Here is a 26,992-nt window from a genome sequence, read left to right as displayed (position 1 = left end):
TTACTTCTCCCTAATGTTTGGATTCAGGTTTTCCCCTAAATATTCAGTAACGCGGGTAATATCTTTCATAGAAAATAAAGCAGAAACGTAGGCCACAGGAATGTTGACATTGTCAAGACGAATTGTGGAGATGATAAGATCGCAGGCCTTATGCATCAGCACTTCTTTTAATTTGGCTCCGGGTACAATATCGATGATTTCCCAGTCGGGAAATGCCCGTTTTATTCGGCTATAAAGAAGTTGTGACGTACCGATTCCGCTAGAGCAAACCAGAATGATTTTCTTACTGACTTTTATTCTTTCAATCGCCGCCTGGATATATACCGTTAGGTAAGCAATCTCATCATCTGATGGTGCAGACATATTTAAATGTGAATTGAGTTTTTCGACCGCTATTTTCACACACGAAAACACCGAGTTTAGCTCTTGCCTGATCTCTTCCAGCAACGGGTTGTGTATAATGATGCTGTAGGACAGCCGATTCAACATCGGTTTAATATGAGAGGTTAACGCGTTTTTCAGCACGCTATCGTATGATAAATCAATAGATAACAACGTTGAGACGTCTTTAATTAACGTTGTGGCATAGCTGGTAGCATCATGATTATTTGACTGCGACTCTCCTGACGCGTTGGATAACGAGTGAATCCCGGAAGAGATAATGTATTGATAAATATAGCTGGCTTCAATAGGCGGGAAGGTGGTGTTGTATTCATTTTCCAGCCATTGAATTGATTTTTCTGCAATCTGCCACTCTTTATTATCGGCACGAATAAAATCATCGCTGGTATCATTACTAAAATGTTTACTTTCCGAGCGTCGAATCGTCACCAGGAGGTGAGAGAATAAATTGGTGTAATATGGCTCGCTAATAGAACAGTGTAGCTCCTCTTCTATTATCGATATAAGGTTCATACAGTTAGCAACATTAGTTTTACCAAATTCTTTGATAAGTTGAACCCGGGAAAATCGATCGATTCTGCTATCGGTCATTTGATAGTTGTTCAAAACGCTGTAGGTAATTATATCTTTGAGCGCCATTCGGATATTAAAATCGCTACCTTCGATATACGTTCCGGTATGGTTTTTGATCATCTTCAGGCTAAACGATATAACCCAGGCTTCAATCTTTTTTAAATCAACGACAATCGATGAACGGCTAATAAAATATTTCTCGGCCAACGCGTTGATCGATAGTGGTTCCGGCGAATGAGTGAGTAAATCAGTAGTAATACCGATTAATCTTTTGCTCCTCAATATCTCACGTATCGAACGATCGCCAGGATGATGGGGCAGGGATAATGCTTTCCCGACAACCAGTTTGAGACCGAAACCGGGTTTGCTATCGATACGATTTTCCTTGCCGTGGTAAAATTCATTGATTACCTCGATATCTCTGCGCAAAGTGCTGACCGATACATTTAAGAGTTCGGCGGCGCGTGTCGCCGGTAACCATTCATTTTCCAGCGCTAATAAATTGATCAGGTCAATTTGTCGTTTATCCAGCACGTTCATTTTCAACCTCTTTGTAGAGATATGGGTGCTTCTATGAGAGTAGTTATAATGGTGCGGGGTAAATAATAAAATACTAAACAATGAGTGCAATATTACCACTAAGATGAACAGCACCGTGGAATGGTGAGGGGGATCACTAAATCCAGCATGGCAGATAATTAAGGCGCAAAATTAAGATATTTGCATTGAGGGTATTATGATTTTTGGCAGCCGCGATGGGTATTTACTGGTTTATACCCTAGATAATTCGAGTTGCAGGAAGGCGGCGACGCAGGGAGTCCCCGGAGCTTACTGAAGTAAGTGACCGGGGTGAGCGAGGAAAGCCAACGCATATGCAACTTGAAGTATAACGGGTATATCTCTGGTTCTTGACAACATGAAGTGCCGAGAGTAACAAAGTGGTCAAATTGACGATAATTTTGTGGATGATGAGTTATGCAACAGGGAAAGTATACGTTAGATACATTGCAGCAGAGCATACGGATGGGTAAACGTTTCAAGTATCTCTATTTTTGGAGTCATCGACCTTCTCCCAGCGGCGTTGTAACCTCCTCCTGCTTTAGTCAGTGGTGGTCATCACCGTTTGAGGTGGACGGCGTGACCTATGCTAGTGCCGAACATTGGATGATGGCGGGTAAGGCCAGGTTATTTAGCGACGAGGCTATATTGCTCCGCATTCTGAATGCTAAATCGCCAGCAGAAGCGAAGAAGTTCGGCAGGCAGGTCTCCGGTTTTAATCAGCAAATATGGGAAGCGCACTGTTTTGACCTGGTGTGCGAAGGCAACCTCCACAAATTTAGTCAGCACCCGCAACTGGGCGCATTTCTTGTCGGCACCCGTACGCGTGTGCTGGTTGAGGCCAGCCCTGTTGACCGCATCTGGGGTATCGGCTTAGCGCAGGATGACGAGCGTGCAGCTAACCCGCTGAGATGGAATGGAAAAAATTTGCTCGGTTTTGCGCTGATGGTGGTAAGGGACACGATTGGAGGTGCCAATTAATGATAATAGTATCCCGTTGGTGAATGGTGCCGATCCTGCTTCGATAGACTTCACCAGGTAACGTGCCGTTGTCTTGAGGTTATTCCACGCCAGCAATTGCGGGAAAGGTGAGATTCTCATGCAGTTCCAGGGCTGAGGAATCCCCGGAAAATCATTCTGTCTTACTGGAAATATTAACGCGTTGTTATGTCATTAAAAATGTCAGCGGAACGGCTCCCTCTCCCCTTAGGGGAAAGGGAGAAAACGATCCTCAACTTTTTATTCCCACGCGGCTTCCAGCATCTCCAGTAGCTGCTCGCTGGTCAGCATCACCGGGTTAGCCTTCATCGATGATGAGCTGCTGGCGGCGAGCGCCGCAGGCTCCAGGGCGTCGCGCGGTACGCCGAGATCGTGCAGATTGCCCAGACCCGCGTGCTGGCTCCACTCTCGCAGGCTCTCCCAGGCGTTGCTCGGATCAACATCCAGCCCGGCGGCCAGCCACTGGCGTACGTCAGCAAAGCGTTGTTTGATTTTCTCGTCGCTAATCTGGCTTTCATTCAGCGCCAGGCCGAAGGGGAGCAGGTTGCCGCAAAGCGCGCCGTGGGCGGCGTTGCTTAGGCCGCCCAGTGGACCAGCCAGGCCGTGGATCACGCCGAGTCCGGCATTCGCCAGCGCCAGTCCACCGCACAGGCTAACCCATGCCATCTCGTCGCGGCTGTCCGGGCACTCTTTTGCCATCAGCGTTCTGAGCGCTTTAATTCCGCGCGGGATCGCCTCCCGGCATAGCGCATCGGTAAAGGGATTGGCGCGGGTGCAGAGCCACGGCTCGATCACCTGGGTGATGGCGTCGAGTCCGGAAGCTAACGTCACTGCTCGCGGCGCGTTGTCGGTGAGCGACGGGTCAACAATCGCCAGGTCTGGCAGCATACGATCGTCGCGCAGGCTCACTTTACGCTGCTGTTCAGGGACGTTAATCACCGCATTTTTCGTCACCTCCGCTCCTGTGCCAGCGGTGGTAGGGATAGCGACGAACGGTAGCGGGTTAGCCTCTAACACGCGCCCGGTACCGACCACTTCCAGATACTCGAGAGCCGCTCCCTGGGCCGGAATCAGCGCCGCAATCGCTTTGCCTGCATCAATCACCGCGCCGCCACCGAGACTGACCACCGCCCCGATGCCCTTTGCCCGCGCCAGGCGAACGCCCTGTTCAATATCCTGTAAGCAAGGTTCATGGGTGATAGATAGAGTGGTGACGTCAAGCTGATGCGCGCGCAGTTCCGCCAGCAAAAACTCAGCGCGTTGCAGGCTGGCGCCGTGAACCAGCAGTATCTGCGCGGAATGCCCGGCGAGCCAGGGGGCTGCGCTACGAGCAAGGCCGCGTCCAAAGCGGATATTGCCCGGTGTTAAAACGTTAAAAGGGGTCAACATGTCGGGTACCTGTTCTGGAGAAAAATCCTGCAATCCACTATACACATTATCAAGCTGTACACGTGTTGCTGTTGGAGTATTGTGAATCAACCATCTCTTTTGATTGCGGAATTGCTGACAATGATAAAAATACTGGGCAAGCGCTCATCAATTAACGTGCGTAAAGTGCTGTGGACCTGTGAAGAAGCAGGGCTGGATTATCAGCAGGAAGATTATGGCAGTGGGTTCCAGTCAATCGAGACGCCTGAGTTTCGTGCCCTTAACCCGAATAGCCTGGTACCGGTGCTGCTGGATGACGATTTTGTGTTGTGGGAGTCGAACAGTATTTGCCGCTACCTGGCGCGTAAAGCGGGGCGGGAAGACCTGCTCCCCAGCGCACCGCAGGCTGCCGCTGAGGTTGAGCACTGGATGGACTGGCAGGCGACGGAGTTTAACAGTGCCTGGCGCTACGCTTTTATGGGGCTGGTGCGCAAGGATCCACGCTTTCAGGATCCGGCGGCGATTAAAGAGAGTATTGCCGCCTGGACCCGCTGCGTGCAGATCGTTAATGCGCAGCTTCAGCAGACCGGAGCATGGGTCACCGGTAGCCAGTTTACCCTCGCGGATATTGTCCTTGGTCTGTCGGTGCATCGCTGGAAAATAACGCCGTTCGCCCATCCGGAAATGGCGGAAGTCGAGCGCTGGTATATGGCGCTGAATCAGCGTTCGGCGTTTAAGCGCCATGGGAATAATGGCGTGGCGTAAATATAAAAAAGAAGCTCCGGGGAGCTTCTTTTTATAGACCGATGAGTGCTTTAGCGCATCGTCACAAATTCTTCCGATGCCGTCGGGTGAATCGCCACGGTATTATCGAAGTCTTTCTTAGTCGCGCCCATTTTCAGCGCCACCGCGAAGCCTTGCAGCATTTCGTCCATACCAAAACCGATGCCGTGAATGCCGACAATCTTCTCTTCCGGGCCGACGCAGACCAGCTTCATGCGGCACGGCTGGCGGTGCGAGGTCACCGCGGTGTACATGGCGGTGAAAGAGGATTTGTACACCTTCACTGCGTCATCACCGTACTGCTCGCGTGCCTGCGGCTCGGTTAAGCCGACGGTGCCGATAGGCGGATGGCTGAAGACCACGGTCGGGATGTTGCTGTAGTCCAGATGCTCGTCCGGCTTGTTGTTAAACAGACGCTCTGAGAGACGACGACCGGCGGCAACCGCCACTGGGGTCAGCTCAACGGCACCGGTATTATCGCCAACGGCGTAAATACCAGAAACGTTCGTATTCTGGAATTTATCGACGACGATATAGCCTTTATCGTTGGTTTTCACACCTGTAACGGCGAGATTGAAGTTATCGTTTGCCGGTTCGCGACCAATCGCCCAAATCAGGCAGTCGACGGTCTGGCTGCGGCCATCTTCCAGCTCCAGGGTCAGGCTGCCATCGGCATTCTTGACCACCGCTTTCGGAATGGAGTTGGTGTGCAGCTGCGGGCCTTCGGCGTTCATCACTTCGACCAGCGTCTCGACGATTAGCGGATCAAAGCTGCGCAGCGGCGCGTGTTTACGCACAAACAGGTGAGTTTCCGCACCCAGGCCATTAATCACGCCCGCCAGCTCAACGGCGATATAGCCTGCACCAACGACCGCAACGCGTTTCGGCAGCGCCGGCAGTTCGAAGAAGCCATCGGAATCGATGCCGTACTCGACGCCCGGAATATTCGGATGGCTCGGACGGCCACCGGTGGCGATCAGGATATGATCGGCGGTGATGGTTTCACCATTCACTTCCACGGTTTTCGCATCGACAAAGCGCGCGAAGCCCTTAATTACATCGACTTTGTTTTTACCCAGCACGTTATCGTAAGAGGTGTGGATACGGTCGATATAGGCGCTACGGCTGGCGATCAGTTTGTCCCAGTCGAAATTATTGATGGTGGCATCAAAGCCGTAATCCGGGCCATACAGATGGATTGCTTCGCGGATCTGCGCCGCATGCCACATGACTTTCTTCGGCACGCAGCCGACGTTCACGCAGGTGCCGCCCAGATCTTTGGCTTCAATCAGCGCGCACTTCTGTCCATACATTGCCGCACGGTTGATGGAGGCGATGCCGCCGCTGCCGCCGCCGATAGCGATGTAGTCATAATGTTTGGTCATGGCTCTGGTCCTTATTATTGAATGGCCGCGATTGTAGCGCGAGGCGTAAAAGGTTCCACCGATGGTTGCGATTACTCTGGCACGATCCAACTGACCGTTGCGTGGCCGATACCGTTCGGTACCAGCTTCTTATGTAGCCACGGCAGCACGTTGTTCATCTGCTGCTCCAGCTTCCACGGTGGGTTGATGACGATCATCCCGGAGGCGGTCATGCCGCGCTGATCGCTGTCCGGGCGTACCGCCAGCTCAATTTGCAGAATTTTGCGAATGCCGGTGGCTTCTAACTCTTTGATCATGCGCTTAATCTGTGCTCGCAGCACCACCGGATACCACAGCGCGTAGGTACCGGTCGCAAAGCGCTTGTAGCCTTCATGAATACCGGTCACTACCGCCTGGTAGTCGCTTTTGATTTCGTAAGGCGGGTCGATAAGCACCAGCCCACGACGAGAAACGGGCGGCAGCTTAGACTTAAGTTGCTGGTAGCCATCGGCTTTTTCCACGCGGGCGCGATCATCTTTCTGGAACTCGGAGCGCAGCAGCGGGAAATCGCTCGGGTGCAGCTCGGTCATCTGCAGGCTGTCATGCTCGCGCAGCAGCTGACGGGCAATCAGTGGGGAGCCCGGGTAGTAGCGCAATTGACCGCTGCGGTTGAAATGCTGGACGACGGAGATATACGGCTCCAGCTCGGCGGGCAGGTCATCCTGCTGCCAGATGCGGGCGATACCTTCAAGATATTCACCAGTACGCTCGGCGTGCTCGCCGCTCAGCTGATAGCGGCCTGCACCGGCGTGAGTGTCCAGATAGAGAAACGGCTTTTCTTTCTCTTTGAGCGATTCAATGATCAGACTCTGAACGGTGTGTTTAAGGACGTCGGCGTGGTTGCCTGCGTGAAAGCTGTGGCGATAACTGAGCATGGATGCGGTGATTCCGGGAAGTAAACAAGATAACCGATAGTTTACCGCAGATCCGCCTGGATTACCGCTTCCGGCACTGTGCTGTTTCAATTCCTGCTAAAGCGTTGCAAAACATAACCGTGTCATAAAAACGTAAAACAGGGGGACTAGCGTCGCATACCGGCAAGGTAATTGTTTGTATAAAGGGAAAATAATGAAACTGCAAATCACACTTCTGACATCGGCGCTCATTCTGGCGCTGCCGGTTATGGCGCAAGATGTCCCTTTGAATCAGGCGGCGGCGATGGCTAACGGCGTGACGCCTGCGGCTGCGAGTCCGGCATTCGATGCCCTGGAGAGCCAAAGCCTGGCGCAGCTACGTAATGCGCTGAAGGGCGATGCATCAACCCTCACACGTGACCAGCTGGAGCACGCCAAACAGACTAAAACTCAGGCGGATAAAGCGTGGCTAAAGGCCAGCGATTATGACTTTCAGGCTAAAGCCAACCAGCAGGCCGGTATCGAGCTGCTCTCGGCGTTTAGCACGTTGCCGGAGGCGGTCATACAGCAAAACCTCGAAACCGTCACCGCGATTAACCGCGATGCTGTGCAGACCTCTCGTCATCAGGCGCTGGCAGACGCGGAAGGCATCAGCTATCTCTATTTCCTTAGCGATGCGATGGGACCGCGTCTGGGGAAAGCGTTTTTGACCGCCTACGATAAAGGCGAACTCGGCAAGGCAGCTGCGCTGATTAAAGCTTCCGAAGTGAGTACCGGAGCGGCAAAAAAGCATTTTAATAACCCGCGTCCGTTCCTGATTCAGGGGAACACGATTCATCTGGTACCGGACGATGTGGTGGTGAAGGATAACAAACCGTATACCGCTGATGGTGGCTCATTCCCGAGCGGGCACACCAATACCGGCTATACCGATGCGCTGCTGATGGCGGAGATGATCCCCGAGCGCTTTGATGCGCTGGTAACCCGCGGCGCTCGCTATGGTTACTCGCGCATCGTGCTGGGCGTGCATTATCCGCTGGACGTGATGGGCTCGCGGATGGTGGCGCAGCGCAACGTCGCTCACTATCTGAATGATGCGAAGTATCGCGCGTTGTTCAATGAAGCTCGCGACCAACTGCGTACGGCGCTGGAGAAAGAGTGCGGTACAACGCTAGCGGAATGCGCGAAGGTGCCTGCGAAGGACGATCCCTATCGCGACCCGGCAATGCGTGATTTTTATCGCTTCACCATGACCTACAGCCTGCCGCAGCAGAAGGGTGAAAAACAGAGTCTGACGGTGCCGGAAGGGGCGGAAGTGCTGCTGGAAGCGGCATTGCCGAACCTGTCTGCTGCGCAGCGTCGGACGCTGATGGTCAAAACGGCTCTGCCCGCAGGATACCCGCTGTCGGGTGAGACCGGTGACCAGCAGTTCTGGCAGCGGTTGAACCTGCCTGCTGCGTATCAGATGGCGACCAAAGTTCATCAATAATCACGGGAAACCGCTCGCACCGTCGCGATACCGAAAGCGGGTCCAGAGACCCGCTTACTGGCTTACTTGTAGACGTCCGCGTTCGCGTGAACCGTTTTCTCGTTCTTCTCGCCTGCAATCACCACAAAATAGGTGCCGCCCATCTCATCCGCTTTTTTCGACAGATCGCGCTTCGCATCCATCGGAGAAGTCGTTTTTGAGGTGGTAATCGAACCGACTTTGGTCAGATTCATTTTAGCGACTTCATCTTTTTGAATTTCCTTGGCAGCGAACGCGCCGAAGGACAGGGAGCCAATCACCAGAGATGCAACAATTCCTGTAACAAGTTTCATAGCCTCTACTCTCCATTAGGTTGTTGTTTTTAGGTCGCGGAGGCGACATGAAATAGTCAACCGTCGCAACAACCTAAGTATTGTCGGGCCCTGCGTTTTTACCATGTCCTGCTAAAAATATTTACTGACCTGGGCTTTTAGCGCTATCAGAGGTGCGCAAAATTCCTGTGGATGAGAGATAAACGGCGCGTGGGCGGCTTTATCAAAGATGATGGATTGGCTCTGTGGCCACAGCGCGTCGAGCACCGGCACGATTTTTCGCGGCACCAGACCATCCAGCCGACCGTACAGACGTAAAAACGGCATCGTTAGCGCCGTCAGCGGCTGGCGTAAATCGGCGGTTTTGAGGATCTCCAGCCCGCCGTTTAGCACCTCCGGCGCAGGCATCGGCAGCGACAGCACCGTCTTCTTCAGTGCTCTGGCATCCTGGCGGGCGCTCTCGGTTCCCATGGTTTGCAGCGCCAGAAAGCGCTCGACGGTGCGCTGAAAATCTTCACTCAGTTGCTGTTGAAAACCGCTCAGCACCTCGGGTTTGATTCCCGGCCAGCTATCGTGAGCGCTAAAACAGGGAGAAGAGGCGACGGTGACCAGCGCCTGCACGCGGTCGGGGTGAGTTAACGCAACCTGACTTGCCAGCAGCCCGCCGAGGCTCCAGCCCAGCCAGATAGCGCGCTCTGGCGCTTTGGCTAGCACCTGCTGCGCCATCTCCTGGAGCGATAGGGCAGCAAAGCCGCCGCTGCGGCCATAGCCCGGAAGGTCGACGAGGTGCAGCGTGAAATGCGAGGCCAGTTCCGGCGTGATGCAATCCCACACTTGCGCATTCAGCCCCCATCCGTGCAGCAGCACAAGATGACAATTTCCTTCGCCCGTGGTTTGCCACCAGATCTCTTTCATCGGTTACTGTTCTCTTTCCATCAATATAAGGGGAAATATGCTAACAGCACACAGCTTATGCTGGCTATGCCAAATGCCGCTGGCCATCGCCCGCTGGGGGATCTGCTCGCGATGCGCTGCATCGCTGATGGCGTCTGAGCCGCTCTGTCCTCAGTGTGGGCTACCTGCTCAGGCAGGCCTGCTGCCGTGCGGGCGCTGCCTGCAAAAACCACCGCCGTGGCAGCGGCTGGTTGCGGTGAATGATTATCGGCCGCCGCTGAGCGGGCTGATTCACCAGCTGAAATTCAACAAACGACCAGAGCTGGCTCCGGCGCTGGCGCGTCTTCTGCTGTTGCGCATTCATCAGAGCAGGGGGCTTCCCAAACCAGATAGAATTATCAGCGTGCCGCTCTGGCAGCGTCGTCAGTGGAAGCGGGGCTTTAATCAGAGCGATCTGCTGTGCCGCCTGCTGGCGCGCTGGATGGGCTGTGCCTGGCGTAGCGATGCGCTCACCCGCCAGCGTCGTACCGCCACCCAGCATCAGCTCAGCGCCAGATTGCGCAAACAGAACCTGAAAAACGCCTTTCAGCTTGAATTGTCGGTGCGGGGTCACCATATCGCCATTGTGGATGATGTCGTCACAACCGGAAGCACCGTCGCCGAGATATCCCGCCTGCTTTTGCGAAACGGCGCCGCGACGGTTCAGGTATGGTGTATATGCCGTACCTTGTAGACCCCTGCTGATGGGCGTATTATAACCAAGTAAAATAGTCAACTATTAGGCCAACGCTATGATCCGTATTTCCGATGCTGCACAAGCGCACTTTGCCAAACTGCTGGTAAATCAGGAAGAAGGGACACAAATTCGCGTATTTGTGATCAATCCCGGTACCCCAAACGCTGAGTGCGGCGTTTCCTACTGCCCACCGGATGCGGTGGAAGACACCGATACTGCGCTGAAGTTTGAGCAACTGACCGCTTATGTCGATGAACTTAGCGCGCCGTACCTGGAAGACGCTGAAATCGATTTTGTTACCGACCAGCTCGGTTCTCAGCTGACGCTAAAAGCGCCAAACGCCAAGATGCGCAAGGTTTCTGATGATGCCCCGCTGATGGAGCGCGTCGAATACCTGCTGCAATCGCAGATTAACCCGCAGCTGGCCGGTCACGGCGGGCGCGTCACGCTGATGGAAATCACCGACGATGGCCTGGCGATCCTGCAATTCGGCGGCGGCTGCAATGGCTGTTCGATGGTCGATGTAACCCTGAAAGAAGGGATCGAGAAGCAGATGCTGAACGAATTCCCGGAACTGAAAGGCGTACGCGATCTGACCGAACACCAGCGCGGCGAGCACTCCTACTATTAATTCCCCCGCCCGGCAGTATTTGCGCTGTCGGGCTACTCTTCTCAGTTACCGCACAACATTCCCCGCTAAGCAACCCGGCAAAAACCCGGGAAAGAGTATGACTTAAGTCTCATATTTGAAATTTTCACTGCTTAGGTGATTCTCAAACTTACCATGTTACCCGTATCATTCGTTTCAGGCGCCACAGATTAAAAAATAGCCAGCTATCCTTTCTCTGGGTAAGGATAAAGCTAGCATTTACGGCGTCGGACATTTTTTGTTCCGGTCGGAACGGATGAAGTCAATGTTGAAACTATGACGTTACCCATAACAAATTAAGGCCAGGTAAATCATGCCATTAGTCATCGTTGCTATCGGGGTTGCCCTGTTATTGTTGCTGATGATCCGTTTCAAAATGAACGGTTTTATCGCTCTGGTTCTGGTGGCGCTTGCCGTCGGGCTCATGCAGGGCATGCCTCTGGATAAAGTTATCGTCTCCATCAAGAACGGCGTTGGCGGAACCCTCGGCAGCCTCGCGCTGATCATGGGCTTCGGCGCTATGCTCGGTAAAATGCTGGCGGACTGCGGCGGTGCGCAGCGTATCGCCACCACGCTAATTGACAAATTTGGTAAACAACACATCCAATGGGCAGTCGTGCTGACCGGTTTTACCGTCGGCTTCGCGCTGTTCTATGAAGTGGGTTTCGTGTTGATGCTGCCGCTGGTCTTTACCATCGCTGCGTCCGCCCGCATCCCGCTGCTATACGTCGGTGTACCGATGGCGGCCGCGCTTTCCGTTACCCACGGCTTCCTGCCTCCGCACCCGGGTCCGACGGCGATTGCCACCATTTTCCATGCCGATATGGGTAAAACTCTGCTGTTTGGTACTATTCTGGCGATCCCGACAGTGATTCTGGCCGGTCCGGTTTACGCACGCTTCCTGAAAGGCATCGATAAACCGATTCCTGAAGGCCTGCATAACCCGAAAACGTTCACTGAAGAAGAGATGCCGGGCTTTGGCGTCAGCGTCTGGACTTCTCTGGTGCCGGTTATTCTGATGGCGATGCGTGCGGTAGCCGAGATGGTGCTGCCGAAAGGTCATGCTTTCCTGCCGGTTGCTGAGTTCTTTGGCGACCCGGTGATGGCAACGCTGATTGCGGTGCTGATCGCGCTGTTCACCTTTGGCCTCAACCGTGGCCGTTCGATGGACCAGATCAACGAAACGCTGACCTCTTCCATCAAAATTATTGCCATGATGCTGCTGATCATCGGTGGCGGCGGCGCCTTCAAACAGGTGCTGGTTGATAGCGGGATGGACAAATACATCGCCTCTATCATGCATGAATCCAATATGTCTCCGCTGTTTATGGCCTGGTCGATTGCTGCGGTACTGCGTATTGCGCTGGGTTCGGCGACCGTTGCGGCTATTACCGCAGGCGGTATTGCCGCACCGTTGATCGCGACTACCGGCGTGAGTCCTGAACTGATGGTTATCGCCGTTGGTTCCGGTAGCGTTATCTTCTCTCACGTCAACGATCCGGGCTTCTGGCTGTTTAAAGAGTACTTCAACCTGACTATCGGCGAGACCATCAGGTCGTGGTCGGTGCTGGAAACCATTATCTCCGTGTGCGGTCTGATTGGCTGCTTGCTGTTGGGGATGGTGGTGTAACAGAACGTCGGTATAAAACGGGCCGGGTAGCAGCGATGCTGACCCGGCTTTTTTATACGCAATAACCACAACGGCCATGCTTATCGCAGTAATACCCGGTTCTGCGCAGCGCCTGACATTGAAATTCACCCAACTATCCCCCATTCTAGATCTCATGCTAAAGCGCCGGACGTGCGCTTCATTTACCCTCTTCAACAGGACTGCGCATATGACCAATCCATTACTGACGCCTTTTTTATTGCCCCCTTTCTCTGCTATCCAACCTGAACATGTCGTCCCCGCGGTCACCAAAGCGCTGGATGATTGCCGGGCGGCGGTAGAGAGCGCGGTGGCGCAAGGGGCGCCGTACACCTGGGAAAATCTTTGCCAGCCGCTGGCGGAAGTGGACGACGTGCTGGGGCGCATTTTTTCCCCGGTCAGCCACCTGAACTCGGTTAAAAACAGCCCGGAACTGCGCGAAGCCTACGAACAAACCCTGCCGCTGCTCTCCGAGTACAGCACCTGGGTTGGGCAGCATGAAGGTCTGTACAAAGCGTACCGCGACCTGCGTGATGGCGATCACTACGCCACCCTGAACACCGCGCAGAAAAAAGCGGTCGATAACGCGCTGCGTGATTTTGAACTTTCTGGTATTGGCCTGGAGAAAGAGCAGCAGAAACGCTATGGCGAAATCGCTGCGCGCCTGTCCGAGCTGGGCAACCAGTACAGCAACAACGTGCTCGACGCCACTATGGGTTGGACGAAGCTGGTGACCGATGAAGCCGAACTTTCCGGGATGCCGGAAAGCGCGCTGGCCGCCGCCAAAGCGCAGGCTGAAGCCAAGGAGCAGGAAGGGTATCTGCTAACGCTGGATATCCCGAGCTATCTGCCGGTGATGACTTATTGCGACAATCAAGCGCTGCGTGAAGAGCTGTATCGCGCTTACTCCACCCGCGCTTCTGACCAGGGGCCAAACGCCGGGAAGTGGGACAACAGCCCAGTGATGGCGGAAATCCTTGCCCTGCGCCACGAGCTGGCGCAGCTACTGGGCTTCGACAGCTATGCCGACAAGTCTCTGGCTACCAAAATGGCCGAGAACCCACAGCAGGTGCTCGACTTCCTGACCGACCTGGCCAAACGCGCCCGTCCCCAGGGTGAGAAAGAGCTGGCCCAGCTGCGAGCCTTCGCCAAAGCCGAATTTGGCGTCGACGAACTACAGCCGTGGGATATCGCATACTACAGCGAAAAGCAGAAACAGCATCTGTACAGCATCAGCGACGAGCAGCTGCGTCCGTACTTCCCTGAAAACAAAGCCGTTAACGGCCTGTTCGAAGTCGTTAAACGTATTTATGGTATTACCGCCAAAGAGCGTACCGATGTTGACGTCTGGCATCCGGAAGTGCGTTTCTTCGAGCTGTATGACGAAAACAATGAACTGCGCGGCAGCTTCTACCTCGATCTCTACGCTCGTGAACACAAGCGCGGTGGGGCATGGATGGACGACTGCGTCGGCCAGATGCGCAAGCTCGATGGTTCGCTGCAAAAACCGGTTGCCTATCTGACCTGTAACTTTAACCGTCCGGTGAACGGCAAACCGGCGCTGTTCACTCATGATGAAGTGATCACCCTGTTCCACGAGTTTGGTCATGGCCTGCACCATATGCTGACCCGTATCGATACCGCCGGGGTTTCCGGCATCAGCGGGGTGCCGTGGGATGCGGTCGAACTGCCGAGCCAGTTTATGGAAAACTGGTGCTGGGAGCCGGACGCGCTGGCGTTTATCTCCGGTCACTATGAAACCGGCGAGCCGTTGCCAAAAGAACTGCTGGAGAAAATGCTGGCGGCGAAAAACTACCAGGCGGCGATGTTTATCCTGCGCCAGCTGGAGTTCGGCCTGTTTGACTTCCGCCTGCATGCGGAGTTCCAGCCAGAGCAGGGGGCTAAAATCCTCGAAACGCTGGCGGAAATTAAAAAGCAGGTTGCGCTGATTCCAGGACCGTCATGGGGCCGCTTCCCGCACGCCTTCAGCCATATTTTTGCTGGTGGCTACGCAGCGGGTTACTACAGCTACCTGTGGGCCGACGTGCTGGCGGCAGACGCCTTCTCACGCTTCGAAGAAGAGGGGATTTTCAACCGCGAAACCGGTCAGTCTTTCCTCGATAACATCCTGACTCGCGGCGGATCTGAAGAGCCGATGACGCTGTTCAAACGCTTCCGTGGCCGCGAGCCGCAGCTGGATGCGATGCTTGAGCATTACGGTATTAAGAGTTAATCCTGTTGTGAAAATCTGTTTAATTGATGAAACGGGCGCCGGAGACGGCGCCTTATCTGTTCTTGCCGCCCGCTGGGGGCTGGAGCACGACGAAGATAACCTGATGGCGCTGGTGATGACGCCAGAGCATCTGGAACTGCGTAAACGCGATGAGCCGAAGCTTGGCGGCATTTTTGTCGATTTTGTTGGTGGGGCGATGGCCCATCGACGCAAGTTCGGCGGCGGTCGCGGCGAGGCGGTGGGGAAAGCGGTTGGTATTAAGGGCGATTACCTGCCGGATGTGGTCGATGCGACGGCGGGGCTGGGGCGCGATGCTTTTGTGCTGGCTTCGGTCGGTTGTCGCGTGCGGATGCTGGAACGTAACCCGGTGGTTGCCGCGCTGCTCGACGATGGCCTGGCGCGCGGCTATGCCGATGCGGAAATTGGCCCGTGGTTGCAGGAGCGTTTGCAGCTGATTCACGCCTCCAGCCTGACGGCGCTCACCGATATCACGCCGCGTCCGCAGGTGGTCTATCTCGACCCGATGTTTCCGCATAAGCAGAAAAGTGCGCTGGTGAAGAAAGAGATGCGGGTGTTTCAGTCGCTGGTGGGGCCGGATCTGGATGCGGATGGCCTGCTGGAACCGGCACGTCAGTTGGCAACCAAACGCGTGGTGGTGAAACGCCCGGACTATGCGCCGCCGCTGGCGGATGTGGCGACGCCGAACGCGGTGGTCACCAAAGGCCACCGGTTTGATATTTACGCCGGAACGGCGATTGAGCAACAAGGATAAATGTTACAACCCGGGGATGCTGCTGACTCAAATATCGTGCGCGTTTTCCCCGGGGGCGGCGCTTGACGCGCCTTTCCCGGGCTACGGTCTCGTGCGGTCTGGTAGCCCGGATAAGGTGTCAGCCGCAATCCGGGGATGCTGCTGACTCAAATATTGTACGCGTTTTCCCGGGGGCGGCGCTTGACGCGCCTTGCCCGGGCTACGGATTCGTGCGGTTTGTAGCCCGGACAGGTGCGTAGCACCGCCTCCGGGAATGTCTTCTTTTCTGCTAGCTCTGCCCTTCGTTAATCACCTGATATAGCGGGATCATCGCCGCGCCGCGTGAAGCGCTTAGCGCCCCCATCGATGAGGCCGCTAGCATGACTTTCGGACGGTTAGGGTCGAGCTTTGTTTGCAGGCGATGATTTAGCTCCTGCACCAGCCGACTAATAATCGGTTTAGGCAGCGCACCGCCCAGCACAATCAGCTGTGGATCAACCCACTGCACGCAGCCGAAAACAGTTTGTTCTACCTGGCCGCAGCAGCGGGCAAACCAACCCTCCAGCAGCGGATGCTGACCGGCGATAAGCTCCGGTAACTGCGCTTCTTCTAGCCCCTCATGCTCTAGCGTAGCGACCAGATCTTTATAGGACGGGCGCGGCGTACCGGACGGGAACGCCATCCCTACCTCGCCCGCATTAAAGAAGCCGCCGCGCAGCAGCTTATGCCCGGAAATCACCCCAGCGCCGATACCGTAGCCGAGGTCGATAAACGTCAGATCGCTATAGTCGTTCCATTCGCCACTGTACAGCTCGCCTACCGCCGAGGCGTTGGCGTTGTTCTCTACCCATGTCGGCCACGGCAGGTTGTCGGCAAACGCCTGCTGGAGATCGACCTCACGCCAGCTCTCCAGCCACGCCACGCTATGGCGCTTGCGTCCGTCAGCTTTCAGAAAACCCGGCACCGCGTAGCCGATCCCGAAAATTCGCGCGTGCTGAAGCTGGCGCTTTTTCAGCGTCTGCTCGACCAGCGTTTTAATTTGTGCGAGCGTTGAGGCCAACGGCTGGTTTTCCTGATGCGCCTCGGAAATTGAGAGCAACTGGCGACCGCTGAGATCGACCACCGTCATATCGATAAAACCCGGACTGAACGACAATCCGATGGCGCAGCCGCCGCCGGGATTAAGCCGCAGCGGTAGCGACGGCTGGCCCCGCTGCCCGGTATTACGCTCACCTTCGACCACCAGACCGGAAAATATCAGCTCCCGGCACTGCTGGGTAATCGCGCCCGCCGTCAGGTTTGACAAACGCGCCAGCTCCGCGCGAGTAACCGGTGCATGGCGGCGGATAAGCTCCAGCAGCAGGCGCTGCGAACCACGCAGCTCAAGGCGTTCAGAGTGGGCGTTCATGGTGTCCTTAATTTTTTATCTAATCCCAGCGCAGTCCGGCCTCTTCAATCAGCCCCTGCAAATACGGAATATCATCGTGGCTGAGCATATCAATCAGCCCCGCCTGCATCCAGCCGATAATCACCGGACGGCTGTCGCAGCCGAATTTATAGTCGTACTGCTCCAGCGGCGTCATGCCGTTTTTCATTTCATGCAGATACATCCGTACGCCCAGCCCCGCCTTTTTGTAAGCCCGCAGATCGTCAACGTGGGCAAATTCGTACTCAAAACAGACACAGCTGGCATGGGACTGCTGCACTGCCGCCAACTGGTCATTGTAACGCTCCAGCGTCACTACCTGTAACGCCAGCTCCGGGATTTGCGCCTTCACTCGATTTATCAGTACATGATTGAAACCCAGCAGCTGGATATGGCCAATTGTTTCCGGCATGGCGCGCAGCAGCTGTACCAGCACCGCGACGAACTCATCATGACGGCGGCGTTGTTTCACTTCAACTATCAGCCCCATATGGTTCTCCATCGCCCAGCGCAGCACGTCCGCCAGCAGTGGGATGCGAGTCCCGCTAAACGCAGGGTGATATTTCACGCCAAAGTCGCTCTCCAGCAGCTGAGGATAAGTCAGCTGTTCGACAAATCCCTGCCCGGTAGAAACCCGGTCGATACGGTGGTCATGGGTCACGACCAACTGATTATCTGCCGTCAGGTGGATGTCTATTTCGATGCAATGTGTACCCGCCTGGCGGGCGGCTTCAAAGGCCGGAAAGGTGTTCTCCGGCGCACAGCTGGAATACCCGCGATGACTGTTGGCCAGCACAATACCTTCTGCCGCGCGGTGAAAAGTAAACGCCATCTTCTTTTCCTCTCGAATGTAAGATGGTTATTAACTTTAATACTTAAATTTAAATGTGAAAGGTGTTTTTATCTTTTCATGTTCAACATGTTGTTTTGTATGTATTTAATTTGACATTTAGATCATTTTTCAGCTTTGAGGATCTGCGTCACATAAATTTAATGTTTAGTGTGTAAATTTAATAATCATCTTTTTAATCGACGGAAAACAGACTCATGTCAAAACTGGTTCTGGAACAGGTAACCAAAACGTTTGGTGATTTTTACGCCGCCAGAGAGATCTCGTTCTGCGCGGAAGAGGGGGAGTTTGTGACCCTGCTCGGGCCGAGCGGTTGCGGTAAAACCACCCTGCTCAAAATGATCGGCGGTTTTCACCAGCCGGACAGCGGGCGCATTCTGATTGGCGATAAAACGGTTAATGCCCTGCCGCCGGAAAAGCGCAACACCGCCATGTGCTTCCAGTCCTATGCGCTGTTTCCGCACCTCAACGTGGCGCACAACATCTGCTTCGGCCTGAAGCAGAAAAAGGTCGCCATCGGCGAACAGCAGGCCCGGCTGGCGGAGGCGCTGAAGCAGGTCGGGCTGGAGAGCCAGCGGCTGAAAATGCCCGCCCAGCTCTCCGGCGGCCAGCAGCAACGCGTGGCACTGGCGCGGGCGATGATCACCCGCCCGGACGTGATCCTGTTCGACGAACCGCTCTCCAACCTCGATGCCAAACTGCGCGAAAGCGTGCGTTTTGAGATTAAGGAACTCCAGCGGCAGTATCAGCTCACCTCGATTTACGTCACCCACGACCAGGCGGAAGCGCTGTCGATGTCGGACAAAATCGTGGTGCTGAACGGTGGCAACGTCGAGCAGATTGGCAAGCCGGAAGAGATCTACTACCGTCCGGCAAACCGTTTTGTGGCGGACTTTATCGGTGCCGCTAATATCGACACTGCGCAGGTCACGTCCGCAGAGCAGCCGGGTTACTACCGTGTACGCTGCGGCCTGGGCGAATTTTACGTGTTCTCAGACCAGCCGCCGCGCGCAGAACATTGCTATATCTGCTGGCGGCCTGAAGACGCGCAGTACGTCACCCAGCCGCAGGCGGGCGGCAATCACTTCACCCTGACGCTCGATAAAATGGCCTTTATGGGCAACCTTACCGAAGCCTGGGGACACAACGACAGCGGGCTGTCAGTCCGTTTGCAGTTAATCAAAAAGCCGCCCGTCGCCTCCGGCGAGCGCGCCTGCTTCCGTCTGGCGGAAAACGCCATTCATTTTCTGGAGCCGGTATCATGAAAAACTGGCGCAACGATGCGATCGCCTGGCTGCTGATGCTCAGCGGGCTGGGCACGATCCTGCTACTGATGGGATCGACTTTTTACGTGGTGATTGTCCAGAGCCTGGGCTGGTTTAACCTCGAAGGCGACAGCCATTTCTCGCTGGAGTACTGGCGCAATATGTTGCAGGACGAGGTGCTGCGCAGCGCTCTATTTTACTCGGTGAAGGTGTCGCTGTTGGGCGCGTTCGGCTCGGTGATTTTCGCGTATCCGCTGGCGCTGTGGCTGCGTAAACCAATGGCGGGTAAAGAGGGCATTATTGCGGTACTGCGCGCGCCGATGTTTATCCCCGGCCTGGTGGCGGCGTTCCTGTTCGTCAACATCGTCGCTTACCACGGCATCATCAACGAACTGCTGCTGGCGCTGGGGATTATCAGCGAGCCGCTGCGCATGCAGAACGACGATTTCGGCTGGGGCGTGGTGATCCTGCAAATCTGGAAGAATTTGCCCTTCGCCCTGATCCTCGTCGGCGGCGCGGTCAACGCTATTCGCAACGATGTGCTGGACGCCGCCAGCAATCTCGGCGCCAGCCGCTGGCGCAGTTTTACCGGCGTGGTGGTGCCGCTGACGCTGCCCGCCGTGCAGGTGACGCTGATTCTGGTGTTTATCGGCGCACTGGGCGACTTCGCCTTCTTCTCGGTGGCCGGGCCGCGCAATACCTACTCGCTGGCGCGCCTGATGCAGGCCACCGCCATGGAGTACGGCGAGTGGAATAACGCGGCGGTGATTGCGGTGATCATTATGCTCACGGCGGCCATCTGCACGCTGCTCATCGCCACCCTGATTACCCCGTTCGCCACCCGCAAAGGAGAGATCAAATGAGCCACACTACCAACGGTCGCCGGGTGGTGACGATTTCGCTGATCTTCTTCGTGGTCGCCAACCTGGTCTGGCTGGGCATGCCGTTCGGCATGGCGATCCTCTGGTCGCTGGTTGACCCGGCCCATCCGTGGAGCTACCCGGATATCTTCCCGCCCGTATTATCGTTCAGCCGCTGGCTGCTGGTATGGGAAAAGACCTCGCTTTCCGAGGCGCTGTTTAACAGCTACACCATCGCACCAGCGGTGGCGGTCGTTAGCCTGCTGCTATCGCTGCCCACCGCCTACGCCTTCGGGCGCATGACCTTTCGCGGCAAGGCGGTGGCGGAGATGCTGACGCTGATCCCGCTGGTGATGCCGGGGATGCTGATCGGCATATTCTTCAGCGCCATGCTTATCAATCTCAATATCGACAATGCCTTTATCAGCATTGTAATCGGCCATACGGTGCTGACGCTGCCCTATTCGATCCGCATTATGTCGGCAGGCTTTAAGGCGGTGCCGCAGGACCTGATCGACGCCAGCCGCGACTTAGGCTCCGGCGCGTGGGGCACGTTCTGCAATGCTTATCTGCCACTGCTCAAGCCAAGCTTTCTGGCCGCGCTGATTTTTTGTCTGGTGCGAAGTCTGGAGGAGTTCAGCATCTCATACGTGCTGGGCGCGCCGGATTTTATCACCGTCCCAACCATTCTTTATTCCTTCCTCGGTTACTCCTTTGTGCGCCCGGACGCGGCGGTGGTCTCGATGATTCTGGTGATCCCCAACGTCATCCTGATGGTCATCATCGAGAAGCTGCTGAAGGGGAACTATCTGTCGCAATCCACGGGGAAAGCCTGACCTTTAACAGGAGATATGTGATGAAAAAAGCAGTAATGATTCTGGCGGGCGGCCTGCTGTGCAGCTCGCTGGCGCTGGCGGCGGATAACAGCGACCTGATTGCCCAGGCGAAAAAAGAGGGCAGCGTGACCTTTAACGTCTGGTACCTGCAGCCGCAGTGGCGCAGCTTTGTGAAGGATTTTGAGCAGCAGTACGGCGTTAAGGTGCGCATTCCGGAAGGGAGCATCGACGGCAATATGAACAAGCTGCTGGCGGAAGCGGGCAAAGAGAAGGGCAAAATCGACATCATCGCCCTGTCCGTGGCGCAGCTCCCGGTGACAACGGGGGCGAAAGCGCTGGCGAAGGTGGACGATCTGCCAGGCTATGGCGACGCCATTCACCAGATTCAGAACGTCGATACTCAGGGTTATGCCGTGGCGTTTTGGGGGAATCAGACCGGGCTGGTCTACGATCCGCAGCAGATGGGCGACCGGGCGTTACCGCAGACTATGGAAGACCTTCAGCGTTTTATCGATGCCAATCCAAAGCGCTTTGGCTATAACGACCCGAATAACGGCGGTGCGGGAGAAGCCTTTATTCAGCGTGTCGTTACGACTCAAAGCGGTGAGTTTGACAGTGAGTCGGCTACCGTTGATGCCGCAGTGGTAAAAAACTGGCTGAAGGGCTGGCAGTGGTTTGCCGTCAATAACGACAAAATCACCCGTACCGCTTCCGGAGCTGACAGCCTGACGCGCCTGAACGACGGCGAACTGATGCTGACACCTGCCTGGGAAGACCATCTGGCCGGGCTGCAAAAAACGGGAGCGATTACCTCACGGCTGAAATTTTATGTACCGGAATTTGGTATGCCCGGCGGCGGTAATGTCGCGGCTATTGCCGCCAACAGTCAACATCCGGCGGCATCGCGGCTATTCCTTAACTGGCTGATTCAGGCTGAGACGCAAAAAGCGCTCAGTAAGGCTTTCGGCTCCACACCGATGAACAAACAGGTCAGTCCGGACGTGAAGCGCCCCGACACCGAGGTGCAATTTTACGGTAAGGCCTACAGTATGCAGATGAAGAAAGAGTTCGTACGCCAGGTGATGATGCAGTGAAGAATTCCCCTGCCGCTCTGGCAGGGGACGATCATTTATACAAACGGGGCCAGTGGGTCGGCTATCTCGAACGCTACCGCTTTATCGGCTTTTGGCGGATAAATCAGCTCGCTGACGATCGACATCTTGAGCTTTTTCGCTTCGGCGCGCGTTAACTTCACCTGCTGATCCCAGCCTTCGGTGTAAACAGCGCCCCACGCACCCAGATCCAGACAGGTGACGTACATCTCCTGACGATACGGCAGCGGTTCAACGTTCAGCAGGCTTGCTGCCACATTGTTACCGGCAAATTTTCCCAGCAGGATGGCGTGCTGACAGGTCATCAGCGCGTGATTGCCCTTATCATCGGTGGCGGCGTAAGCCACATCGCCGGTGGCATAAATGTCTTCATGACCGACCACCTGAAGATTTGCATTTACATGCAGACGGCCCTGACGGTCGCGCGGCGCATCAATCTGTGCGGTCAGACCGTTAGCCTGAACGCCAACGGTCCATATGACCGTCTGTGACGCAATTGTCTGACCATCTTTCAGCGTCACGCCAGAGGCATCTACGCTCTCAACTTCGGAATTGACCATCCATTCAACGTTCAGCTCAGTGGAGGCCTCGGCAATCACATCGCGTAATTCCTGGCTCCAGCGAGCACCCGGCTGCGCACCACGTTCAACTACGACAACTCTGGTCTTAGCATCAGCACCGAGGATGTCACGCAGACGACCCGGCAGCTCCAGCGCCATCTCAATGCCGGTGAAGCCGCCGCCGTAGACGACAACGGTAATACGCGCCTTGCTCTCTGGCTGCTTAGCCAGGTCTTGCAGATGCTGCTCCAGCACGGCAGCGCTCTCAAGCTGATCGAGGTCGAAGGCATGCTCTGCGGCACCGGCGACCATACTGCGATTCACCTGGCTGCCGCTGGCCAGAACCAGACGGTCATAGCGATGCAGGCGTGTTTCACCGTGGGTATCTTTCCAGCTCACCTCTTTGGAGTTCGGAAGGATTTTCTCAACCGTGCCGCGCAGGAAGGTAACACCGGTGACGTCGAACAGCGGTTGCAGTGGCGCAACCAGCGTCTGAACGGCGCTTTCATAAAAACGTGGGCGCACACGCAGTTCAGGCTGTGGTGCAATCACTGTAATATCAATGTCCTGCTGATTTTTATCCGCCAGACGTGCGGCGCTCAGCGCTGCCCACATACCGGCAAAGCCAGCCCCGATGATCAAAATTTGTTTACGCATCACTGTTGTTCTCGCTGTTCACTACGATTTATTTACTCGGATTATATTGATCGTAGTTAGTCGATGCAATGTTATTTGAAATATCGGGAGCGGTTTTCGTTGTGATTTTTATTTATCTAATTGATAATTATTAATTTAAATTTTATGCCGGTCCTGTATTTTGCAATCTCTCTGGAATCGGGAGAGCGGAAAAGCTACAATAAACTCAGATTGATTTTGGCTGAGATAAGAGCATGGCATTCTACAGTTCTGGGGTTGAGTACGGCATCCATAGCCTGATGTGTATGGTGGACAGCAAAGGCGATGCCCGCGATATGAGCGTGCGTGAGATTGCTGACCTGCAAAGTGTGCCCTACGATTACCTGGCCAAAATCTTCACCCGTCTGTCAAAGGCTGGGTTGGTGCGCAGCATCGAGGGTAAAGGCGGCGGTTTTCAGTTGGCGAAACCAGCTGAACACATTACGGTTCTCGACGTGGCAAACGCCATTGACGGTGACAAACGGATTTTTGAATGTCGCGAGATTCGCCAGCGTCTGGCGGTATTCGAAGAGCAGCCGCCGGAATGGGCCTGCGAAGGGATTTGCGGCGTGCGCTCGGTCATGGACATGGCGCAGCAGCGAATGGAAGAGGCTTTAGGCCAGCACACCATTCTCGATCTGGCGCGCAAAATGTACCGCAAAGCGCCGGATACCTTTGTGGTGGAAGTGCAGGACTGGATTGCTGCGCGAAAAGCGTAGTCGCAGGAAGCGCCCGACAGCGCAAGGCTAATCGGGCGAGTACAATCCAGGCCGGATGAGGCGTTAGCCGCCGTCCGGCAATGATCATTACTGTTCGGTACTGGGTGTATTAATCATCCGATTCAGCCACGGCACCATCATTGCCATGACCACCGTTACCGCCAGCGTCACCAGACCGATTTTGCTGAAGACGTTGGTGTAGATAGGCAGCGTTTGTAGCGGGTCGGTAATATTGTCCGGCACGGCGGTGAAAGTGGCGACGTAGCCGCCCATCAGGAATGCGGCGGCCTGCGTCAGAAACCACATCCCGAGAATGAAGCCCATCAAATGCTGCGGTACCAGCGCGGCGACCATCGCCAGCCCCAGGGCGCTAATCAACAATTCTCCCAGGCTCTGGAACAGATAGACCAGCACGATAAACCACGGTGAAGTCAGCCCCTGAGCGTCGGCAAACCACATTCCTGCGGCGGCGGCTGTCAGAAAGCCGAGCGAGCAGAGAAACATGCCGAGCGTAAATTTCATCGGCATGGTCAGGTCTTTGCCTTTGTTACCCAAACGCGTGTAGATAGCGGCCAGAAGCGGGCTGGCAACCACCACCCAGAACGGGTTTAGCGCCTGGAAGCTGACCGGGTTAATGGCGAAACCGAGTATTTCATGATGGACGTTATTGATCGCAAAGAAGTTCAGAGAGGTCGGCATCTGCGCGTACAGAATGTAGAACAGTACGGCTTCCAGCATCAGGATAAATGCGACGAACATTTTGTTGCGCCCGGTTTTATCCAGCTTGAAGGCCTCGCGGAAGAAGAAAATCGTCACCACCAGGGAGAGGAAAATCAGCACCAGGTTGGCGATTTTAACGTTGTGCATCAGCCAGGCGCAGAGGTAAATCATGACCACCGTGCCCGCCAGCACCAATAGCAGATTACGAATATTCAGCGGCTTGTGGTCCGGCCCGGAACCGATGTCTTTCACCATTCCACGACAAGCGAAGTAAACCAGCAGAGCGACAATCAGCCCCGCACCGCACAGGTTGTAGGTCACCGCGTAGCCGTACTTTTCAGCAATGACCGGTGCCAGCGATAGCGACAGCAGCGAGCCAATGTTAATCGACATATAAAACAGCGTGAACGCGCCATCCAGACGGGCATCTTTCGGCGGGTAGCACTTAGACAGCAGGCTTGCCGGGTTGGCTTTAAACAACCCGTTCCCCACCGCAATGGTCCCCAGTGCGATAAAAATCAGGTTGGGTTTTAGCAGCGACAGTCCGGTCATAAAGTAGCCAATCGCCAGCACGACCGCACCCAGAACCAGCGTGCGTTTAGTACCGAGCAGATGGTCGCCGACATAACCGCCAATGGAAATCAGGCCATACACCAGGGCTGCGAATGCGCCGAAGGTAATAAACGCCTGTTCCTGGGAGAATCCAAGCTGTTTAACAAAGAAAACGGCCAGGATACCCTGAACGCCGTAATAGCCAAATCGCTCCCAAAGCTCTACAAAGAAGATCATGAAGAATGGGCGGGGCTGTTGCAGTAAGCCTGTCGGTGCGGGTGAGTTCATCTTTCTTCGCCTTTTTATCCTGTCCGGAAAATTATGAACGCGTATGCCAAAACGCGCTGAAAAAGTCGCATTGTGTTCAATGATGTGATTATTTTATAAATTGATGGATTATTATATGGGTATAGGGCGGTTGAATTGGTTGATCAATCTAACATTGTGCTAATTTTTTGGATTTATATTCTTTTGAAGGATGAGGTGCGGCAGGAAGAAACAAAAACGCCCGCATATGCGGGCGTCGGTCAGCAGGGAAAACGGTTATTCGTCTTCTTCGTCGCGTAGCGGAACAATCAGCATATCGACGTGAACGGTATTGATCAGCTGGCGAGCGGAGGACATCAGCTTGCTCCAGAAGTCCTGATGATGACCGCAAACCACCAGGTCCATATCATATTTTTTAATCGCATCAACCAGCACCTGGCCGAGGTCGCCGCTGCCGCTCAGAGTCTCAGTAATCGGGTAACCTGCGTTGGTGGACAATTCGCTTAACGCGTGGTGTGTCTCTTCGGAAATGCGTTTCTGCATGTCGCCCAGATTGACATCAATAAGCCCGGTGTAGAGATCGGAGTAATTCACATCCACGTGGATCAGGGAAACTTTTGCATTGTAGGGACGGGCCATAGAAACGGCTTTTTCTACCAGTACTTTGCTTTCCGGGGACAGGTCTACTGCAATGAGAATGTGTTTGTAAGCCATGGTGTTACTCCTTCCATAAGTTGTCGATGACCGTTGGACCTGACAGCCAGCGCTGCCGCTTCGCCCGCGTCCTGCGTACCACATGCGCGGGGGTTAGTCCTTAAGGACTTAATTGTAGAAGATATTTCTACCTTATAGCGCCCCTCGCGCTTCGTCAATCTACCTTGTTCAGCAAATAGTTAAACAAATATATCCGATTTATGCATTGATAACGGTTAACGTTGTGGTAAAAAAATTAACGGATCTCCTACACTATTTAATGAGCCGATCGAATAAATAAACGTGATCGGAATCGCACTCTTTTACTGTACAGTCAATTTGATATTGGGGAGCGGTAGTCCCGGAGAGATTCTCCGAGGGCGGGTCGCCGGGGAGGAGGTATGATCAGCACGATTGCGCTGTTTTGGGCCCTGTGTATCGTTTGTGTGGTGAATATGGCACGCTACTTTTCGTCACTGCGTGCATTACTGGTTGTGCTACGTGGTTGTGACCCTTTGCTCTATCAATATGTCGACGGCGGTGGTTTTTTCACATCGCATGGGCAGCCCAGCAAGCAGATGCGTCTGGTTTGGTATATTTATGCCCAGCGCTATCACGATCATCACGATGATGAGTTTATCCGTCGCTGCGAGCGGGTTCGGCGGCAGTTTATACTCACTAGCGCGCTATGCGGCCTGGTCGTTGTGAGTATGATTGCTCTGCTTATCTGGCATTAGTCCGGCTAAAACCAAAAAAAACGGGCCAGTTTCCTGACCCGTTAGTAT

25 protein-coding genes are annotated in these 26,992 nt (G+C 54.8%); 14 read left to right on the top strand and 11 right to left on the bottom strand.

Annotated features, from left to right (window positions below):
• The gene (locus tag HV127_RS05410) at positions 1-1,515 is read right to left on the bottom strand and encodes a transcription antiterminator (protein WP_182235221.1); all 1,515 of its coding nucleotides are present in this window, start codon (positions 1,513-1,515) and stop codon (positions 1-3) included.
• 435 nt (positions 1,516-1,950) lie between these two features.
• On the opposite strand from HV127_RS05410, the gene HV127_RS05405 reads away from it, so the two are divergent.
• Complete coding sequence (locus tag HV127_RS05405) at positions 1,951-2,514, top strand: NADAR family protein (RefSeq protein WP_182235220.1); 564 nt, start codon at positions 1,951-1,953, stop codon at positions 2,512-2,514.
• A gap of 258 nt (positions 2,515-2,772) precedes the next feature.
• Here the strand turns inward: HV127_RS05405 and HV127_RS05400 are convergent, their stop codons facing one another.
• Positions 2,773-3,921 carry an iron-containing alcohol dehydrogenase gene (locus HV127_RS05400; protein WP_182235219.1) on the bottom strand — a complete coding sequence of 383 codons (1,149 nt, stop codon included), beginning with the start codon at positions 3,919-3,921 and terminating at the stop codon, positions 2,773-2,775.
• Between the two features lie 120 nt (positions 3,922-4,041).
• Between HV127_RS05400 and HV127_RS05395 the strand changes: the two genes are divergently transcribed.
• Entirely contained in the window at positions 4,042-4,665 is a 624-nt protein-coding gene (locus tag HV127_RS05395; RefSeq protein ID WP_220471420.1) for a glutathione S-transferase, read from the top strand.
• A 50-nt stretch (positions 4,666-4,715) separates the two neighbouring features.
• Here the strand turns inward: HV127_RS05395 and gorA are convergent, their stop codons facing one another.
• Both gorA and HV127_RS05385 read right to left on the bottom strand, forming a co-directional pair.
• Positions 4,716-6,068, bottom strand: a complete 1,353-nt coding sequence (gorA, locus tag HV127_RS05390) for a glutathione-disulfide reductase (RefSeq protein ID WP_182235217.1) — start codon at positions 6,066-6,068, stop codon at positions 4,716-4,718.
• Positions 6,069-6,139: 71 nt separating this feature from the next.
• On the bottom strand, positions 6,140-6,982 hold the full coding sequence (locus HV127_RS05385; protein ID WP_110274832.1) for a 23S rRNA (adenine(2030)-N(6))-methyltransferase RlmJ: 843 nt from the start codon (positions 6,980-6,982) through the stop codon (positions 6,140-6,142).
• A 193-nt stretch (positions 6,983-7,175) separates the two neighbouring features.
• Between HV127_RS05385 and HV127_RS05380 the strand changes: the two genes are divergently transcribed.
• Positions 7,176-8,450, top strand: a complete 1,275-nt coding sequence (locus tag HV127_RS05380) for a phosphatase PAP2 family protein (RefSeq protein WP_182235216.1) — start codon at positions 7,176-7,178, stop codon at positions 8,448-8,450.
• 62 nt (positions 8,451-8,512) lie between these two features.
• Here HV127_RS05380 and HV127_RS05375 read toward each other — a convergent pair whose 3' ends face one another.
• Both HV127_RS05375 and bioH read right to left on the bottom strand, forming a co-directional pair.
• Complete coding sequence (locus tag HV127_RS05375) at positions 8,513-8,782, bottom strand: YdgH/BhsA/McbA-like domain containing protein (protein ID WP_110274834.1); 270 nt, start codon at positions 8,780-8,782, stop codon at positions 8,513-8,515.
• Between the two features lie 111 nt (positions 8,783-8,893).
• The gene (gene bioH / locus HV127_RS05370) at positions 8,894-9,676 is read right to left on the bottom strand and encodes a pimeloyl-ACP methyl ester esterase BioH (RefSeq protein WP_182235215.1); all 783 of its coding nucleotides are present in this window, start codon (positions 9,674-9,676) and stop codon (positions 8,894-8,896) included.
• Between the two features lie 37 nt (positions 9,677-9,713).
• Between bioH and gntX the strand changes: the two genes are divergently transcribed.
• The 5 genes from gntX (at position 9,714) to rsmJ (ending at position 15,693) form a co-directional block, all read left to right on the top strand.
• Positions 9,714-10,388 (top strand): DNA utilization protein GntX, encoded by a 675-nt coding sequence (gene gntX / locus HV127_RS05365; RefSeq protein WP_182235214.1) that lies wholly within the window; start codon positions 9,714-9,716, stop codon positions 10,386-10,388.
• A gap of 58 nt (positions 10,389-10,446) precedes the next feature.
• A complete protein-coding gene (nfuA, locus tag HV127_RS05360) occupies positions 10,447-11,022 on the top strand; it encodes a Fe-S biogenesis protein NfuA (protein ID WP_110274837.1) in 576 nt (191 codons plus the stop codon).
• A gap of 331 nt (positions 11,023-11,353) precedes the next feature.
• The gene (gntT, locus tag HV127_RS05355; protein WP_110274838.1) at positions 11,354-12,670 is read left to right on the top strand and encodes a gluconate transporter; all 1,317 of its coding nucleotides are present in this window, start codon (positions 11,354-11,356) and stop codon (positions 12,668-12,670) included.
• Positions 12,671-12,878: 208 nt separating this feature from the next.
• Positions 12,879-14,921, top strand: coding sequence for an oligopeptidase A (gene prlC / locus HV127_RS05350; protein ID WP_182235213.1), 2,043 nt, complete (start codon positions 12,879-12,881; stop codon positions 14,919-14,921).
• Between the two features lie 7 nt (positions 14,922-14,928).
• Positions 14,929-15,693: a 16S rRNA (guanine(1516)-N(2))-methyltransferase RsmJ gene (rsmJ, locus tag HV127_RS05345; RefSeq protein WP_182235212.1), complete on the top strand. Its 765-nt coding sequence runs from the start codon at positions 14,929-14,931 to the stop codon at positions 15,691-15,693.
• A 268-nt stretch (positions 15,694-15,961) separates the two neighbouring features.
• Here the strand turns inward: rsmJ and HV127_RS05340 are convergent, their stop codons facing one another.
• Together HV127_RS05340 and HV127_RS05335 are read right to left on the bottom strand one after the other, a co-directional pair.
• Positions 15,962-17,080 carry an ROK family transcriptional regulator gene (locus HV127_RS05340; RefSeq protein WP_182235211.1) on the bottom strand — a complete coding sequence of 373 codons (1,119 nt, stop codon included), beginning with the start codon at positions 17,078-17,080 and terminating at the stop codon, positions 15,962-15,964.
• A 19-nt stretch (positions 17,081-17,099) separates the two neighbouring features.
• Entirely contained in the window at positions 17,100-17,930 is an 831-nt protein-coding gene (locus tag HV127_RS05335; protein WP_182235210.1) for a glycerophosphodiester phosphodiesterase family protein, read from the bottom strand.
• Between the two features lie 215 nt (positions 17,931-18,145).
• On the opposite strand from HV127_RS05335, the gene HV127_RS05330 reads away from it, so the two are divergent.
• The 4 genes from HV127_RS05330 to HV127_RS05315 are packed head-to-tail and all read left to right on the top strand — an operon-like array spanning position 18,146 to position 22,003.
• Positions 18,146-19,213, top strand: coding sequence for an ABC transporter ATP-binding protein (locus HV127_RS05330; RefSeq protein ID WP_182235209.1), 1,068 nt, complete (start codon positions 18,146-18,148; stop codon positions 19,211-19,213).
• Positions 19,210-20,076 carry an ABC transporter permease gene (locus HV127_RS05325; protein ID WP_182235208.1) on the top strand — a complete coding sequence of 289 codons (867 nt, stop codon included), beginning with the start codon at positions 19,210-19,212 and terminating at the stop codon, positions 20,074-20,076. The genes HV127_RS05330 and HV127_RS05325 overlap by 4 nt, the downstream gene beginning before the upstream one ends.
• A complete protein-coding gene (locus HV127_RS05320; RefSeq protein WP_110274846.1) occupies positions 20,073-20,909 on the top strand; it encodes an ABC transporter permease in 837 nt (278 codons plus the stop codon). The genes HV127_RS05325 and HV127_RS05320 overlap by 4 nt, the downstream gene beginning before the upstream one ends.
• A gap of 20 nt (positions 20,910-20,929) precedes the next feature.
• Positions 20,930-22,003 (top strand): extracellular solute-binding protein, encoded by a 1,074-nt coding sequence (locus tag HV127_RS05315; RefSeq protein ID WP_182235207.1) that lies wholly within the window; start codon positions 20,930-20,932, stop codon positions 22,001-22,003.
• 35 nt (positions 22,004-22,038) lie between these two features.
• Here HV127_RS05315 and HV127_RS05310 read toward each other — a convergent pair whose 3' ends face one another.
• Positions 22,039-23,238: an NAD(P)/FAD-dependent oxidoreductase gene (locus tag HV127_RS05310; protein ID WP_182235206.1), complete on the bottom strand. Its 1,200-nt coding sequence runs from the start codon at positions 23,236-23,238 to the stop codon at positions 22,039-22,041.
• A 233-nt stretch (positions 23,239-23,471) separates the two neighbouring features.
• On the opposite strand from HV127_RS05310, the gene HV127_RS05305 reads away from it, so the two are divergent.
• Positions 23,472-23,975, top strand: coding sequence for an Rrf2 family transcriptional regulator (locus HV127_RS05305; protein WP_181484559.1), 504 nt, complete (start codon positions 23,472-23,474; stop codon positions 23,973-23,975).
• 87 nt (positions 23,976-24,062) lie between these two features.
• On the opposite strand, the gene dtpB is transcribed toward HV127_RS05305, so the two are convergent.
• Positions 24,063-25,535: a dipeptide/tripeptide permease DtpB gene (gene dtpB / locus HV127_RS05300; RefSeq protein WP_182235205.1), complete on the bottom strand. Its 1,473-nt coding sequence runs from the start codon at positions 25,533-25,535 to the stop codon at positions 24,063-24,065.
• Between the two features lie 255 nt (positions 25,536-25,790).
• Positions 25,791-26,228 carry a universal stress protein UspA gene (gene uspA / locus HV127_RS05295; RefSeq protein ID WP_004126268.1) on the bottom strand — a complete coding sequence of 146 codons (438 nt, stop codon included), beginning with the start codon at positions 26,226-26,228 and terminating at the stop codon, positions 25,791-25,793.
• Between the two features lie 380 nt (positions 26,229-26,608).
• Here uspA and uspB point away from each other — a divergent pair, with 380 nt between their 5' ends.
• A complete protein-coding gene (gene uspB / locus HV127_RS05290) occupies positions 26,609-26,944 on the top strand; it encodes a universal stress protein UspB (RefSeq protein ID WP_110274851.1) in 336 nt (111 codons plus the stop codon).
• The last annotated feature ends 48 nt before the right edge of the window (positions 26,945-26,992 follow it).

The organism is Klebsiella sp. RHBSTW-00215, assembly GCF_014103785.1.
In the GTDB taxonomy this organism is placed as follows: domain Bacteria; phylum Pseudomonadota; class Gammaproteobacteria; order Enterobacterales; family Enterobacteriaceae; genus Klebsiella.
This window is presented reverse-complemented; position numbering and strand designations above follow the sequence as displayed.